Source organism: Tsukamurella sp. 8F, from assembly GCF_029167375.1.
GTDB lineage: Bacteria > Actinomycetota > Actinomycetes > Mycobacteriales > Mycobacteriaceae > Tsukamurella.
Genome location: NZ_JARFTP010000010.1, coordinates 26,035 through 41,946, shown reverse-complemented (window position 1 = coordinate 41,946; position 15,912 = coordinate 26,035). Strand labels below are relative to the sequence as shown.

The window sequence follows — 15,912 nt, the reverse complement described above, 5'->3', positions numbered from 1 at the left end:
CAGTGCATCGAATAACCGCCCCGCGGCACGGGTCACGGTCAGCCGGGCAGGCGCACGGGCATCAGCAGGTAGGTGTAGGCGCTCTGTGGCGCAGGGAATGCCCCCGAGTCGTCCGGCTCGATGCCATTGTCCATCGCCGGGCGCAGAACCGCTGGCCGACTGGGCGTCGTGAAACCGAACATCACCGAGTCCGCGTGGATGGCCGCCAGGCCGTCCTGCAGGTATCCGGGATTGAACGCAATGGTCAGCGGCTCACCGCGGAACTCGGCTTCGAGCTCCTCCTCGGCCTTGCCCGCGTCGTCGCCGCCTGCCGACAGCCGCAGCGAGCCCTCGCTGAACTCCATCCGCACCTGGGCACCGCGATCCGCGACCAACGCGACGCGCTTGATGGCTTCGAGCAGCGGCGCGATCTCCATGGTCGCGATCGCCGTGTGCGAGGCGGGCAGCAACTGGCGGAACTTGGGGAAGTCGGCGTCGAGCAGGCGGGTGGTCGTCCGGCGGTCGGCTCCCGAGACACCCAGCAGGCCGTCGGCGCCGATCGCGGAGCCCGCGCCCAGCGCTATGCCCACCTCTGCGTCGACGGCGAACGTCTTCGCCGCATCCGACAGCGTCTTCGCCGGAACCAGGACCGCGGCGCTGGTGTCGGGGCTCGCGGGCGTCCAGCTGAACTCACGCACCGCGAGCCGGAACCGGTCGGTCGCCGCGAGAACGACCTTCTCGCCCTCGATCTCGACACGGATACCCGTCAGCATCGGCAGCGTGTCGTCGCGCCCCGCTGCAACGGCGACCTGCGTGATGGCCTCGGCGAACAACGTGCGCTCGATCGTGCCGGTCTGCGTAGGCAGGTCGGGCAACTGCGGGTAGTCCTCGACCGGCATGGTCGGAAGGGAGAACCGCGCGCTACCGCATGTGATCGCGACACGCGTCGTGTCGAGCTCGACGTCGACGGGCTTGTTCGGCAGCGACTTGGTGATGTCGGCTAGCAGGCGGCCCGACACGAGGACCTGGCCCTCGTCGGCGACCTCCGCGCCTACGCGCACCTGCGCGGACACCTCGTAGTCGAAACCCGAGACGGTGAGGCCCGCGTCGTCCGCGGTCAGCAGCACGCCGCCGAGGACGGGGACGGGAGGGCGCGACGGCAGGCTGCGGGCCACCCACGCGACCGAATCCGCAAACTCCTCGTGCGGGACGCGAAACTTCATGCCGGCGACGCCTTTCGGTTGGAGACAGCACAGGTCGACCATGCGGAGCACGGTTGTCGTGGGATACAGGCTACGTGGTCGGCTCGACGCACAAGCGACCGAACTACACATCTGCTCTTTTCAGAAGAGAGTTCTAGAGAAGAAAAAGATGTAGTAGTAACGCCTGTGAGTCCTGTGGATGGAGCGGGTAGCCGCAGGGCAGCAGGCGTGTCCGGTTGTGTAGTTCTCGAGAGCGGATTGTGGAACCACATGGATGTCATTGTTGACCGGCTCCGATTGTGAGGGCCGGTCCTCGAGTCCTCCACAGGTTCTGCACTGGTCGAGTGCTCTCCGTCCACAGGCCTTGCGCGGGTAGATTCGGCGTCGAAACCGCGTGTCGTTCGCGAGTGGGGAGAACACCATGGGACATCCGGGAGAGGGGCCGTACGCGCCCGACGGTGACGGTCGGCCTCCGGCGGGTGGTGGTCCGGGCGCGCCTGTGGGCGACGGCGGCCAGGGCGGGTACCGCCCGACGCGACCGTTCGAGCGCGACGATGCCGAACAGGGCTATGCGAGCGCACAGGGAGCCTCGGCCGCGCCCGACGCGTCGGGATACGCGCTGGGATATACGGTGCCGGGACAGCAGTACCAGGGGCAGTACCCGAGCGGTCAGTACGCGGGGCAGCCCGGCGAGTATCAAGGGCAGTACCCGAATCAGGGCGGGCAGCAGTACCAGGGCGGGCAGTTTCCGCCCGGTGACTACCAGCCGCCCGGCGGGCCACAGGGCCCCGGCGGTGGCAATCGCAAGCCGTTGTTGATCGCAGCGGCGATCGTGGCCGTCGTGTTGGTGGCTGCGATCGTGGGCGTGATCGCGTTGCTGGGCAACAGCGGGAGCTCGACGTCTACCGCGGCGGATGCGACGCCGTCGTCGACGGAGGCACCGTCGACCACCACCGAGCCCGCGCTACCGAGTGTGACCATGCCGTCGGAGCTGCCGTCGTTCACCCTGCCCCCGATACCGGGCCTGGGAGGGGGATCGGGAACCAACTCGGCGGCCGCGGAGTACACCGTCGAGGTGACGGGCAGCGGCTCGGCACAGATCATCGCCGTCGGCATACCGAACCAGAACACCCTTGGGCCGCAGACACTTCCGTGGCGTGCGACGTTCAAGTCCGACTCGTTCATCATCTCCGTGACGGCGGTAGGGTTCCAGGGCGCCGCCGAGTGCAGCATCACCAAGAACGGCTCCCAGATCGTCCACAACTCGTCGACGGGCGGCATGGTGATGTGCAACGCCGGTTGACGCGTCAGGCCGGCGCACTATTGGCTGCGGCGTTTGATCCGCGTCGTCAGCTCCTGAACCTGGTCGTACACGCGGCGACGTTCCGGCATCTCCTTGCGGATCTTGCGCTCCGCATACATGACGGTGGTGTGGTCGCGATCGAATATCTGGCCGATCTTCGGCAGTGACAGATCCGTCAACTCACGGCAGAGGTACATGGCGATCTGTCGTGCGTTGGTGACCGCGCGGGTCTTGCCTGTGCCGCGCAGCTCCGCGACGGTCGTCTCGAAGTACTCGGCTACTACGGCGAGGATCGTCGTCGAGCTGATCTCGATGGTGGACGCGTCGGGCACGAGGTCTCGTAGCACCATCTCGGCGAGGTCGTAGGTCACGGGCGAGCCCGTCAGAGATGCGAATGCGGTCACGCGGATCAACGCGCCCTCGAGCTCGCGGATGTTGCGCTCGATACGCGTGGCGATCAGCTCGAGCACGTCGTTCGGGACGTCGATGCGCTCCATCTGGGCCTTCTTGAGCAGGATCGCCATGCGGATCTCCAGCTCGGGCGGTTGCACATCCGTGATCAGGCCCCACTCGAATCGCGTACGGAGCCTGTCCTCGAGAGTGGCGAGCTGCTTGGGGGGCCGGTCCGACGAGACCACGATCTGCTTGTTCGCGTTGTGCAGTGTGTTGAAGGTGTGGAAGAACTCCTCCTGGATGCCGAGCTTGCCCTCCAGGAACTGGATGTCGTCGACCAGCAGCACGTCCACGTCGCGATAGCGCTGCTTGAACTGGACCTGGCGATCGTCCTTGAGCGAGTTGATGAAGTCGTTCGTGAACTCCTCCGTGGACACGTACTTCACGCGCATACCAGGGAACAGTCGGCGCGCGTAGTGGCCGGCGGCGTGCAGCAGGTGCGTCTTGCCGAGGCCCGACTCACCCCAGATGAACAGGGGGTTGTAGGCGCGAGCGGGTGCCTCGGCCACCGCGAAAGCGGCGGCGTGGGCGAACCTGTTGGATGCGCCGATGACGAAGGTGTCGAACGTGTACTTCTCGTTGAGACTCGAGCCGTGCACCGGCTCGGACGGTCCCGTATGCCGGCCCGACGCCGTGACCGGGGTGACCGCGGGGACGGTGTGATTCCGCGTCGCCATCGGGGGGCTCGCCGGCACGCTGCCGTCCCAGTGGCTCGTCGAGGCGGTCCCGCCTACGACGGGCAGGTCCGTCGTGGACGGTGCCGGATCGTGCAGTCCGGCGCCCGCCGGATCGCTGCTCGCGGCCGCCGCGAGTTCCACGAACGACGGTGCCGAGCTCGCTGCCTCCCCTGTCCCGTCGGGCCTCGGGGCGGACGCCCCGTCGGCGCGCGTGGCGGTATCGGGGGTCTGCGGCAACGTGATTGCGGGTTCGGCCGTGGGTACCTGCCCGTCCGTCGGCGGGGTGGCGTCCCGCGCGATCTTGACGCCCAGCTCTATCGGCTGGCCGAGCCGCGTGGACAGGGCCGCGATGAGGGGCTCGCGCAGATTGCGCTCGATCGCGTCCTTCATCATCTTCGACGGAACGGCGACCAACACGAAACCCTCGGTCAGGGTGAGCGGTTGCACGAGACGCAGCCAGGCCTTCTGCTGCATCGTCAGCTGCCGATCGCTGTCGGCCCCGGTGGTGCAGAGTTCATCGACGACCGCCGCCCAGATGTCGGCGAGGGGGTCCACTGTCATCGATCCGTCCTTCGTCGGCCACGCCGAACCGGGCGGTTTCCACCCCGTCCGGCCTCCGACCTGCTCGTCAACCGTCAAATACACCGTCGTGGGCAACCCCTACCCACCTGCGGACAGCACTGTACTCCACAGATTCATCCACAGCTGTGGACAACGTTGATGGAGACGTGGGCGGCCCACAGTCGTCATGCGCGATCATCGTTCCCGATGATCTTCTCCCCCGTATTGCGGGGGCGTGTGCTCCGGTCAGCCGGTCGCCCGACAGAGCCGTCGCCGCCGGACCGGATCGGTCACAGCATGATCGCGGCGGCGGCCTCGCGGTGCGGGGACGTGGCTCCGGAATCGCATTCAGCAAAGTTAACAGAGGAAGCCCGGGCTCTCAAGGCAATGCACATATGCCACCGGTTCTCTGGGAAGCGCGCCACGATCGGCGTGTCGCCGGCCCGGGTTACCGGACCACGGTCACGCGCAGGAGAGCAGGTCAGAGGCGCCGGTTTGACCTCCCCACCGCGCGTACGTAGGCTTGTCCGGTCTGTGCGCACGGCCGATTCGTCGGCCCTACTCGACCCTATAGTTGAGCTAGATGTGTAGCGAGTACGTAGTAGTCCACACCAGGCGGCGAGGGCCGCCCACTGAGCAAGGAGAGTCACCGTGGCCAAGGGCAAGCGGACCTTCCAGCCGAACAACCGGCGCCGCGCGCGGGTTCACGGCTTCCGCCTTCGTATGCGGACGCGCGCCGGCCGCGCGATCGTGTCGTCGCGGCGCCGCAAGGGCCGCTCGAACCTGACGGCCTGAGTCCATCCGCGGTGCTGTCGCGGCGGTGTCGACCGACCGGTTGGCGGATCCCGCGCACAGACGCGATACGAAGGCAGACGAGACAGCAAGTGCTACCGGCCCGCTACCGCATGAGTTCGGCACGCGATTTCACCGCCGCCGTCAAGAGCGGCCGACGTGCCGGGCGTAGTGCCCTCGTCGTCCACATCGACGACCCGACCTCCGAGTGCTCTTCCGCACCGAGGCCGGGTTCTCGTGTGTCTGGATCGCGTTCCGTAGTGCCGTCGGCGTCGCGCGCCGCGCTCGGAGCGCCGGCCACCTGGGGCGGGCCGCGGGTCGGTCTGATCGTCTCTAAGGCGGTCGGCGATGCCGTGACGCGGCACGCGGTGGCGAGGCGCCTGCGAGCCGCTGCGCGCACCGTCGTGAGCGAGGTCGATCCGGGTGCGCGGGTCGTGATCCGCGCATTGCGGCCCGCCGCTGATACCGATTCGAATGAGCTTGCGGCACAGCTGCGTTCGAGTCTGCGTAAGCTCGGTGCGCTGTGAACGACATCGCGTCCGTCAAGGTGTCCGCATCCGCTCCGGAGCGGCACGGCGTGAGCGAGCTGCCTCGGCGCGCGCTGATCGGCTTGATCGAGCTCTACCGAACCTGGATATCTCCTGTCCGGCCACCGACGTGTCGGTTCGTTCCGACGTGTAGCGAATACGCAGTCGAGGCGTTGCAGACCCACGGTGTACTGCGGGGGTTGGTGCTGGCCATGATCCGGCTGCTCAAGTGTGGCCCCTGGCATCGCGGGGGCTGGGACCCCGTCCCCGAGCGTTCCTGCGGCCACCGGCCGCCGGGGCCGCCGACAGGCGACCCGGCGGTGCCGGAATCCCAGGGTTGACGCCCGAGGCCGCCACCGTCGACTTCCCGACCTGACCCGACAGGAGTCCCTCTCCCCGTGTTCAATCCCGTATCACTGGACTACGTCTACTATCCGGTGTCTGCCATTCTGTGGTTCTGGCACAAGGTGTTCGGCTTCGTGCTGGGCGCAGACAGCGGCATCGCGTGGGGCCTCGCCGTCGTGCTGCTGGTGTGCACGCTGCGTGCGATCCTCTTCAAGCCGTTCGTCAAGCAGATCCGCACCACCCGCCAGATGCAGGAGTTCCAGCCGCAGATGCAGGCGCTCCGCAAGAAGTATGGCAAGGATCGCCAGAAGCTCGCGCTCGAGATGCAGAAGCTGCAGAAGGAACACGGCTTCAACCCGCTCCTCGGCTGCCTGCCCGCGCTGCTCCAGGTACCCGTGTTCATCGGGCTGTACCACGTCCTGCGCTCGTTCAACCGGATGGCGAGTACCACCGGCGGCTTCTTCGGCGGTGTCAACATGACCGCCGAACAGACGCGCAACACGCCCAACTACTTCTTCTCCGTGCAGGACGTGCAGAGCTTCCTGGACGCCCGCCTGTTCGGCGTGCCGCTGTCTGCGTATGTGCAGCAACCGCAGACACAGTGGGACGCGTTCATGCGGACGCTGCACGGTCCCTTCGACTTTCAGCGCTGGGAGATCATTGCGCTGGCGATTCCGTTGATGATCATCGCGGGCGTCGCGACGCACATGAACGCCCGTGCGTCGATCGCCCGCCAGACCGCGGCGGCTCTCGACAACCCGCAGACCGCGATCATGAACAAACTGATGCTCTGGGTGTTCCCGCTCGGTGTGCTGGTCGGCGGCATCTTCCTGCCGATCGCGATCCTGCTCTACTGGGTCACGCAGAACATCTGGACGTACTTCCAGCAGCACCTCGTGTTCGGCCGCCTCGACAAGGAGGACGCCGAGAAGAAGGCGCTGGCCGAGGCTAAACGGGCAGAGAATGCGCCGAAGCCCGGGGCGAAACCGAGCCGGAACAAGGGCGGCGGTAAGGCGTCCGGCGGTGCTAAGGCCGGAGGCTCAGGCAAGAAGGCCACCCCGGAGGACGCCGCCGTCGACCTCGAGAAGTCCGACGCTCCGGTCGTTGCCGATGGCAGCACCAAGGGCGGGACGAAGTCGGCCGGCGGGGCGTCCAAACCAGGCACCCCCAAGCCCGGTGCCAGGCCCAGCAATCAGCAGCGCAAGAAGCGCAAGCGCTGAACGCTCCACGTACCACACGCAGTATCGAGCAGTAGGAGTTACCCATGACTGTGGATCCGACCGAGGCGCCCGCCGAGGAGCCGGGAACCGTCGCTACCGCTGAGCCCACGGCGGATGACGCCGACGAGGACGACGAGCTGGTCGAGGAGGGCGAGATCGCTGCCGACTACCTCGAACAGCTTCTCGACATCCTTGATTTCGACGGGGATATCGACCTCGACGTAGAGGGCGACCGCGCGATTGTCGCCATCGACGGCGGCGAGGATCTCTCGAAGCTTGTCGGTCGACGCGGAGAGGTTCTCGACGCGTTGCAGGAACTGACACGGCTCGCGGTTCAGCAGAGCACCGGGGATCGCAGCAGACTGATGCTGGATGTCGCGGGGTGGCGTGCGGGGCGCCGGGAGCGTCTGTCGGACCTCGGCTCGGAGGTGGCCAACCGCGTGCTCGAGTCAGGCGACAAGGAGGCGCTGAAGCCGATGACGCCGTTCGAGCGGAAGATCGTGCACGACGCGATCGCCAAGATCGAAGGTGTCCGTTCCGAGAGTGAGGGCGCGGAGCCGAACCGCCGCGTCGTTGTCATCAAGACGGACTGACAGCGTCGCGGCGGAGGTTCTGCGTTCGTCGCGTATGCGGAAGGATGGGTCTCGGGCACGAAGCCCGGGGCCCATCGTCGTTTCCAGCCCGGAATCACAAGACTGTTATTCGGAGGTTTCACGTGGAACAGGATCGCGATCGGCCCGGCGACGCGTCCGCCGAGCTGCCGTCGGTGCCCGACGTCGCCGCCCAGGTCTTCGGCGACCTGCTTCCCGTTGCCGTCGAGTATTGCGAGGCTCTCGCGACTGACGGTGTGGTGCGCGGCCTTCTCGGTCCGCGTGAGGTACCGCGATTGTGGGAGCGTCACATCCTCAACTGTGCAACGCTGGGCGAACTGCTCGACGACGGTGAGCGGCTCGTCGATATCGGCAGCGGCGCGGGTCTTCCCGGCATCCCGGTGGCGATGGCGCGCCCCGGCGTCGAGGTGGTGCTCGTCGAACCGCTGCAGCGACGGGTCCAGTTCCTGGAAGAGTTCTGCGATACTCGGCTGCCGAATGTCCGCGTGGTGCGAGGGCGCGCGGAAGAGAAGGCGATCATCCGTGAGTTGGCCGGGGTCGACGCCGTGACATCCCGAGCGGTGTCCGGGTTTCCGAAGCTTGCTCCGTGGTCCGCTCCCCTGCTCCGCGAAGGGGGGCGGCTACTCGCCATCAAAGGCTCGAAGGCGTTCGAAGAGATCGAGGAGCACGGTCCGCTGCTCGCACGCTCTGGGCTTCGGGATCCGGAGGTCGTGCAGTGTGGTGCCGGCGTGGTCGACCCGCCGACCACGGTCGTACGCGCTTTCCGCACCGGCGGCGCCGTGAAGCCGGGCGGCGTCGCGCGCTCGGGTCAGTCGACGCGCACCTCACGTAGCGGCGGCCGGCGTGGTGGCGGCCCGCGTGGTGGCGGCCACCGGCGCTGACGCGATAGGCCGATCGGCCTTGACATCGCGTCGGTTCGCCGCGAGCCGCGGATGGTGGTGTGCGGGTCGGCACAGGGCCGAATAGGTGTATATCGGACACGTCTTTTCCTGGACCGATCACCCGCGGTCGTTTTCGTCACGTGACAAGAGGGGATCGGCAGGCCGTGCCGAAGGCCTTGCAACCTGACTATTACTGTACGAACGTCCCATTTCTAAGGTGGCTGGGAAGATATCAACGGTGCCGTCGGCCGGCGCTATCGCCTCACCAGCAACCGCTGGCTCGAGAGTCTGCACGGCGCGACACTCGAATGCGGATCGGAGAAGGGTTGCGCCGGGTCATCGGAGCGGCGTGATCCTCAAGGGTCCTCGCCTATAGGCGTCAGTTGTCGCACGGCGATGCTCCTCGCTTTTGTCCGGGCGGAGTCGGTCGGTCGACGGTCGCGTTCGATAAGGCAGCATCGGTTGCGCGAGGATCTCGGGTCGCAGTCCGGGCGGGCAGGCTGTTGGTCGCCGACACGCGGCGGGCTCGTGAGGGAGTTCGACACGTTCGTCCGCCCAGGCTCCGTGTCTCTGGTCGGCTCGCGGGTGTTGAGCCAACGTGGGCTTGCGTCGTCGGAATGCCCACCGACTTCCACCGTGAACCCGGGTGTCTCTGGCGGGTGCGCGATGCCAGGTGTGCCGTTGCGACCGCGCTGATCCACGTCACGGTGTGCCGAGCGGACGTGCCTCGCTGCCACGTATCGAGTTCCACGTAGTGTGGCAGCCGCGTGGCGCTAGGCGACTGAGGCCGCCAGCGTGGATGTTCTGCATACAGGCGGCGGCGGTGGTCTCGGTGGCGGGTACGCCTGGCCGCGCGGGACGGTGCGGCGTCGTGGGGACGTGCCGCGCAAATGCCGGGTGGCCGTGTTCCACGTGGAACGGCAGGGAATCCCCTCCCCTCCGATCGTGCCGACACGATGGGCGCCGGTTGGGACGCCGCCATCTCGCCGCACTCGGAAACCGACGATGAGCGCGCCCGCGCGGCGCGCGATCAGACCCCGGTGACGGCTGTGGTGCGGTCGGCGGCCGGGATATGTTGCTCCGGGCGACTCGGGCGTAGCCGCGGGTACCGCGCATTCGACCGGACGCCTGTAGCCGCTCGCGCGAGCGGTGCAGCGGTGTCGGAGACGATCGCGGTGAGGTGACTCGATGCGGTTCATGGGCACACGCGATGTTCCACGTGGAACGGAGCTCGACGTGATCGAACCGGCCGCCCGGTGCAGGATGTGGGCCTCTTGGCCGGGAGGTAGATCGAGATGTCCGCAGGGACGTCGGCAGAGGTCCGATCGAGGCTGCGAGCCGAGCCGGCGGGCGTCGCTGTTCCACGTGGAACGACGCCGCCGCACCAACGGGTGTCCATGGACCCGGCCACAGATCGCCGGTTGCCTAGCGGCCGACCGCGGTGGACGGCGGAGCACCGGTCTAGTTCCTCCGCTGTCGACTGCACCCGTACCGACATCGGGGCCGGGTGCATATCGCCTGGAGTCGGGGCGCTCCTCCCCCGCGCCCGCCCACCCAACGATGCGAACTCGTGCGGGCGGCTCGGCCGCCGGTCCGTGTAGGCGGCTCTGCCGGGGGTGCGGTGGTAGACCGCGCCGGCGGGGATAGGAAGGCAGTGAATCGCGGGACTCGTGTGGGACTTCGGTCGGACGGTGGGCTGTGAGTGCGTGCGCTGTTCCACGTGGAACGGACGCGGCAGGTGGCTTCTGTCGGACGAGGGGAAGCGGTCGGACGGACGGCGAATTTGCGTGTCGTCGATGCCTTGCGGACCGGGACGACGCGACCGTTGGAGGCGCTGCACCTTGCCGCATGGGGCGTCGGCAGACGCAAGCTAGCAAGAAGTAAGTAGCGCCGCCGATGCCCGAGGCCGGGTGTGCGGAGATGCCTGGTCGTGAATGGCGTCGGTGTCGGCATTTTCGGTCGCTCGCCGAGCACGCCGCGCGACGGCCTGCCGGCTCGGGCGTATGGCGTGCCCGCAAGCCCTCACGGCGTAGACACGGTGATGCGGCACCGGGTAAGTCCGGCTACCTGTCGGTGGACTTCGCACATGCCGAGCGAGGCGGCCTCCGCGCACTTGTAGGTTCCACGTGGAACGACCGGTTGGATCCGGAATCGGCACGAAGGCCCGTCGCTGGAACAGTGGCACCGTCGCGGCGATGCGCGGCCGGATCGGCTCGTCGAGAGCATTGGGCGGACTGGCGCAGCTGTGCCAGGTGGCGTTGTTGAGCCCCTCCGTACGAGAGTCGCCGTAGCGCCCTCCGCGCACCATGGGCGTGTCACTGCTTCCTATCCTCCGGACCGGAGCTCGATCGCCGATGCGCCGCGTGGCACCAGTTTCACGTGGAACTGCGGCGACGTGACCGATCATTGAATTACACGGGTGCTATTCGGTGATCGAGAGAGGCAGTGGCTGTAGGACGAGAGCGGTCGGGCCCGCGGCCTGGCGTATGGTCTGGCCGTCGGCGAACGGAGCTTGCTCTTGTCGCGGCGGAATGGCCGCCGTCGAACGTCGCCGCTGGGCCCGGTGCAGCGGCCGATCGCGTGGCGCTGCTCGCGGTGGGGCTGCGCGCGCCGCCCTGAATACGCTGCGGGCGGCCGCCCGTAGGTGCGCGCGAACGGTCCGATCGGGGAACTGCACGCGACACGTGGCCCGACGTCGCTGTTGCCGTGGTCGGGTTGGGTCGGTCGACCGACGGCGTCCTCGTCGAAAGCATCGACCGTGTCGAACTGTTCGCCACCGCCGGGCGGTGTGGGCGCCTCCGCGGCGATCGCGAAGGGTCGTCGTCGCGACGTGTGCATCCGCTCAGCGACTCGTCGCTCACGTCGTTGTCAGCGCCGGCACGGAGTCACCCGCGAGCGCCCGGCTGATGCCCGCCGGGCAAGTCGGCGCAACCTTCCGGATCCGTATGCGTCCACGCCGGAAGCCGACCGGCGATCTCCGTGGCGGCGCGTACTTCCGTCGGCGCACGAGAGCGACCTCCGCGCGCCGTCGGCGGCGAAGCACCGTAGACTCTGACACATCGTCGGCCGGGTCAGGCTGCTCTTCTGTTCGTACGCTCCATCGCTTGTCGACACGCATCGGTGATCGCGGAGTAGCTCTCTGGGCGCACGCGTTTCACGTGGAACTCGGGGTCGAGAGCGCTGGTGTGAGGGGCCGATCCGACCACTACTATGGAATCGTCTAGTGAGGAGAGCACGTGACAGATCCCGACGCCGGTTACCAGGTTTCACGTGGAACGCGTGAAGAGGACACCCCAATCGGAGCCGCGGCGAGCCGCGCAGCTCAGGTCCTGACCCCGGGGGCGGCCGGGACCCTCCCTCGCCCCGTCGAACGTCGCGTGCTGACGATCGCCAACCAGAAGGGCGGCGTCGGTAAGACCACGACCGCGGTCAACCTCGCTGCGGCACTCGCCCTGCAGGGACTCCGCGTCCTGGTCATCGACCTCGACCCGCAGGGGAACGCGAGTACTGCGCTGGGCGTCGATCACCGCTCGGGCGTCGCATCGAGCTACGAGCTCCTTCTGGGCGACAGCACCTTGTCGGAGGCGATGGCACAGAGCCCGCACTCCCCCAACCTGTTCTGTGTTCCGGCGACCATCGACCTCGCCGGTGCCGAGATCGAGCTCGTCAGCATGGTGGCTCGCGAGACCCGCTTGAAGAACGCCCTCGCCGACGCCGCGGCGGACGAGTTGGACTACGTCTTCATCGACTGCCCGCCATCGCTGGGCCTGCTGACCGTCAATGCGCTTGTGGCCGCGCGCGAGGTGCTGATCCCGATCCAGTGCGAGTACTACGCCCTCGAGGGCGTGGGCCAGTTGCTGCGCAACATCGAGCTGGTGCAGTCGCACCTCAACCCGCAGTTGCACGTGTCCACGATCCTCCTCACGATGTACGACGCGCGTACCAAGCTGGCAGATCAGGTGGCGGCCGAGGTGCGGGGTCACTTCGGTGATCGGGTGCTGGCGGCCGCGATCCCCCGTAGCGTCAAGGTGTCCGAAGCCCCGGGTTACGGCACGACGGTGCTCGACTACGACCCGGGCTCGCGCGGCGCGATGAGTTACCTAGACGCTGGGCGCGAGCTCGCCCTGCGAGGCGCACACCGGGAGTCGCACTGATGGCAACACAGCGCAAGGGCGGCTTGGGACGCGGCCTCGCCGCTCTCATTCCCACGGGGCCGGACGAGGGCCCGCGGCTGGGCAACGCCGCGGCCGACGTGATCATCGGGGCGCGCCCCGCCGACGGGCCGGCGCCCACTCGACCGGACCCGGGCGCCCCGGCCAAGGCGGCGAAGGCGCCGGCCAAGAAGAGGGCGGCGACCAAGACGGCCGACGCGGTCGAGGGCACGGAGATCGGTGCGGTCTACCGCGAGATCCCGCCTCTTCAGATTCAGCCGAACCCGCACCAGCCGCGCTCCGTCTTCGATGAGGAGGCGCTCGCGGAGCTCGTGCATTCGATCCGCGAGTTCGGGCTGATGCAACCCATCGTCGTGCGCAGTCTGCCCAAGCCCGACGGTGACGTGCGGTATCAGCTCGTCATGGGTGAGCGTCGGTGGCGAGCAAGTCAACTCGCGGGCCTGGAGACCATCCCGGCGATCGTGCGCGAGACCCCGGACGGTGACATGTTGCGGGACGCGCTCCTGGAGAACATCCACCGCGTGCAGCTGAACCCGCTCGAGGAGGCGGCCGCCTATCAGCAGCTGCTCGAGGAGTTCGGCGTGACGCACGACCAGCTGGCCGCCCGGCTCGGACGGTCGCGCCCCGTCGTCACCAACACGATCCGCCTCCTGAAGCTGCCCGTGGCTGTACAGCGGCGGGTCGCAGCGGGGATCCTGTCTGCCGGCCACGCCCGCGCCCTGCTCGCCCTCACAGCAGGCGTGGATGCGCAGGAGGCGCTCGCAGCGCGCATCATCGCCGAGGGTATGTCGGTGCGGGCGACCGAGGAGGCGGTCACCCTCGCCAATCGAGAAGGTCCCGCGGCCCCGGTGGCTCCGCCCAAGCCGCGCCCGGAGCCGGCGCCGGAACTCCGGGACATCGCGGATCGCCTCGCCGATCGGCTCGACACCCGGGTCACGGTGAATATGGGCCGCCGCAAAGGCAAGATCGTCGTCGAGTTCGGTTCGGCGGATGATCTCGAGCGGATTCTCGGGCTGCTCGCCACCGAGTAGCCTCGTGACCGAATCCACCGGTTCACGGGCCTCACGCAGCCGCTCCCGAGGGAAACGTCACTGTGACAGGTCGTCGCGCGCGCCGGTCCGGGCGCGACTAGAATCGTCCGGGGTCCCGGCGGTCGACCGTCGTACGGGACGGCATGCGGCAGACCAGAGAGGGCGGTGGACGACTTGTCGGTGACCATCGCACCGCTCAGGCTCTCCGGCTTCGACAGCCTTCCCAAGGACGCCCGTCGCTGCGTCTTCTGGGAGGTGGACCCCGGCACCGTCGGGCCCGACGGCCTGACGGACGCCGAGTTCGAGAAGGAGGCCTGGCTCTCCATGGTCATGCTGGAGTGGGGTTCCTGCGCCCAGGTGGCGTTCTCCCGCGTCGACGGCATGGACCGGATGGTCGGCTGGGCCTTCTACGCTCCACCCCGCAGCGTGCCTCGTAGCGCCCTCTTCCCCACCTCCCCCGTCAGCGCAGACGCGGTGCTGCTGTCGTGTGTCAGCGTGGAGCCCGGACTCGATCGCGCAGTGGCGGAGGACCTCGTCGTCGCGGTCTGTGAGGATCTGATGCGGCGCGGTGTGCGCGCTGTGGAGGCGTTCGGCCTCGCAGACGGTGCGGTTCCACCGTCGGAATGCGAGCTGTGCCAATGTGATACGTCGCCGCTGGTGCAGGCCTCACTGCTCGAGCAGGTCGGCTTTCAGGTGGTCGCGCCCCACCACCGGTATCCCCGGCTGAGGTACGAGCTCACCGAGGGTCTGGGCTGGAAGGCCGGGGTCGAGCATGCGCTCGAGCAACTGTTGGCGGCGAGCCTCGCGGACGCGACACTGACATCGTCGGGCGCGGTACCCGCGGGCTGCTGATCAGGTCGTTCTAACGACACGTGCCGCAGCGCGTCTCGCCCGCCGGGGGCGAATCATGCTGCGGCACCGCCATAGCGCTAGGAGGTCGACTCCTCCAACGCCAGGAGCTCGGCGAAAGTGTATGTGCCGGTGGGACGGTCGTTCTCACCCAGCAGATACAGGCGCTTCACCGCCACGAGGATCGCCTCGGCGATCGTGTCGCGGTAGGCACCCGAGGCGAGTACCGAGACGTCATGCGGGTTGGTGGCGTAGCCGATGTCGATCTGGATGGTCGGCATCCGCGTCAGGCGTACGAGATCCCATGTGCGGCCGTGATAGTGACAGTCGGCGAGCGGCGTGCGCGCGACGATCTCCCTCTGGATGAAGCCGGCCAGGTTGCGGCCGATCGTCGAGATCGAGCCGTGCGAGTTGCCGAAGTGGAACGAGGCGACCCCGTTCCCCTTCGCGTTCCGGTAGTGCGCCGTGCGCAGCGAGATCATCAGATCCGCGTCGAACGTGTTCGCGGTGTACGCGCGGGTCGCGTCCGACGGTGCCATACCGCGCGGGCGCGACAGGTACGTCTCCATGCCAGCGGCCGCCATTCGGCCCTCCAGGCGTGAGCCCAGGTCCCAGAGGATCTCCTCCTCGGTGATACGCGCACCGTCGGGCGCGGTGAGTACGAGGCCCGTCTCCTCGCCGCCCAGTCCCGGGTCGATGACGATCCGCTTCCCGGACAGCTTCGGACCTGAGCGCCGCACCAGCTCCTCCTCGCGGATGGCGTGGGGCGACCCGCCGGTCACCCGGGAGCCGAGGAATGTCAGCGAGCGTAGCGTGGCGGGTCCGCAGATGCCGTCTGCAACCAGCCCGAACTCCCGCTGATACGCGGTGAGGCCGAGGTGGGTCTGCGGCCCGAAGTGGCCGTCGATCATCCCGGCGTAGAAGCCGAGATTCTGCAGGCGGGCCTGTAACGTCGCGACGTCGTCGCCGGTCGGCGGCGCCGAGGCATGGAAGCTCAGGGTGCGTGCGCCGAGCTGATACGTGGACTCGCGCAGCGCGCGGTATGTGGCCGGCCCGACGACGCCGTCGACGAGCAGCCCGCGCTGCTGTTGGAAGGCGCGGGTCGCTCGGTCGAGCCGACGGTCGAACACGGCCTCCGGTACCGTCCACCCGTTGCTGACCAGCGGGCCCGGAGCAGCGTAGTCCTCCAGGAATCCCTGATCGGCCAGGATGCCGCGGATCTCCGCGACCGCGGCGCCCAGGTCACCGAGGCTGATACGGGGCATGACGACTCTCTGCTAGGTCCAAGCCCGGCCTTGTGGCTCGGGTC

At 68.0% G+C, this 15,912-nt stretch carries 14 protein-coding genes; 11 read left to right on the top strand and 3 right to left on the bottom strand.

The genetic code is table 11. The annotated features are described in order from the left end of the window. Positions 1-38 precede the first annotated feature (38 nt). Positions 39-1,202, bottom strand: a complete 1,164-nt coding sequence (gene dnaN / locus P0W64_RS09945; protein WP_275479938.1) for a DNA polymerase III subunit beta — start codon at positions 1,200-1,202, stop codon at positions 39-41. Positions 1,203-1,602: 400 nt separating this feature from the next. On the opposite strand from dnaN, the gene P0W64_RS09940 reads away from it, so the two are divergent. Continuing rightward, complete coding sequence (locus tag P0W64_RS09940; protein ID WP_275479937.1) at positions 1,603-2,484, top strand: hypothetical protein; 882 nt, start codon at positions 1,603-1,605, stop codon at positions 2,482-2,484. Between the two features lie 17 nt (positions 2,485-2,501). Here P0W64_RS09940 and dnaA read toward each other — a convergent pair whose 3' ends face one another. After that, entirely contained in the window at positions 2,502-4,175 is a 1,674-nt protein-coding gene (gene dnaA, locus P0W64_RS09935) for a chromosomal replication initiator protein DnaA (protein ID WP_275479936.1), read from the bottom strand. 651 nt (positions 4,176-4,826) lie between these two features. Between dnaA and rpmH the strand changes: the two genes are divergently transcribed. The 10 genes from rpmH (at position 4,827) to P0W64_RS09885 (ending at position 14,606) form a co-directional block, all read left to right on the top strand. After that, positions 4,827-4,970 carry a 50S ribosomal protein L34 gene (gene rpmH / locus P0W64_RS09930; RefSeq protein WP_275479935.1) on the top strand — a complete coding sequence of 48 codons (144 nt, stop codon included), beginning with the start codon at positions 4,827-4,829 and terminating at the stop codon, positions 4,968-4,970. Positions 4,971-4,981: 11 nt separating this feature from the next. Beyond that, positions 4,982-5,494 (top strand): ribonuclease P protein component, encoded by a 513-nt coding sequence (rnpA, locus tag P0W64_RS09925; RefSeq protein ID WP_343232849.1) that lies wholly within the window; start codon positions 4,982-4,984, stop codon positions 5,492-5,494. Between the two features lie 5 nt (positions 5,495-5,499). Further along, on the top strand, positions 5,500-5,835 hold the full coding sequence (gene yidD, locus P0W64_RS09920; protein ID WP_275480031.1) for a membrane protein insertion efficiency factor YidD: 336 nt from the start codon (positions 5,500-5,502) through the stop codon (positions 5,833-5,835). Positions 5,836-5,892: 57 nt separating this feature from the next. Then, positions 5,893-7,059 (top strand): membrane protein insertase YidC, encoded by a 1,167-nt coding sequence (gene yidC, locus P0W64_RS09915; protein WP_275479933.1) that lies wholly within the window; start codon positions 5,893-5,895, stop codon positions 7,057-7,059. Between the two features lie 44 nt (positions 7,060-7,103). Continuing rightward, entirely contained in the window at positions 7,104-7,652 is a 549-nt protein-coding gene (locus P0W64_RS09910) for a R3H domain-containing nucleic acid-binding protein (RefSeq protein ID WP_275479932.1), read from the top strand. Positions 7,653-7,774: 122 nt separating this feature from the next. Further along, on the top strand, positions 7,775-8,551 hold the full coding sequence (gene rsmG / locus P0W64_RS09905; RefSeq protein WP_275479931.1) for a 16S rRNA (guanine(527)-N(7))-methyltransferase RsmG: 777 nt from the start codon (positions 7,775-7,777) through the stop codon (positions 8,549-8,551). Positions 8,552-10,677: 2,126 nt separating this feature from the next. Beyond that, positions 10,678-10,842 (top strand): hypothetical protein, encoded by a 165-nt coding sequence (locus P0W64_RS09900; protein ID WP_275479930.1) that lies wholly within the window; start codon positions 10,678-10,680, stop codon positions 10,840-10,842. A gap of 945 nt (positions 10,843-11,787) precedes the next feature. After that, positions 11,788-12,705, top strand: coding sequence for a ParA family protein (locus tag P0W64_RS09895; protein WP_275479929.1), 918 nt, complete (start codon positions 11,788-11,790; stop codon positions 12,703-12,705). Further along, positions 12,705-13,754 (top strand): ParB/RepB/Spo0J family partition protein, encoded by a 1,050-nt coding sequence (locus tag P0W64_RS09890; RefSeq protein ID WP_275479928.1) that lies wholly within the window; start codon positions 12,705-12,707, stop codon positions 13,752-13,754. Before P0W64_RS09895 ends, P0W64_RS09890 begins: the two co-directional genes overlap by 1 nt. Positions 13,755-13,928: 174 nt before the next feature. Continuing rightward, the gene (locus P0W64_RS09885; RefSeq protein ID WP_275480030.1) at positions 13,929-14,606 is read left to right on the top strand and encodes an acetyltransferase; all 678 of its coding nucleotides are present in this window, start codon (positions 13,929-13,931) and stop codon (positions 14,604-14,606) included. A 77-nt stretch (positions 14,607-14,683) separates the two neighbouring features. Here the strand turns inward: P0W64_RS09885 and P0W64_RS09880 are convergent, their stop codons facing one another. Continuing rightward, positions 14,684-15,868, bottom strand: a complete 1,185-nt coding sequence (locus P0W64_RS09880) for an N-acetylmuramoyl-L-alanine amidase (protein WP_275479927.1) — start codon at positions 15,866-15,868, stop codon at positions 14,684-14,686. Positions 15,869-15,912: the final 44 nt, after the last annotated feature.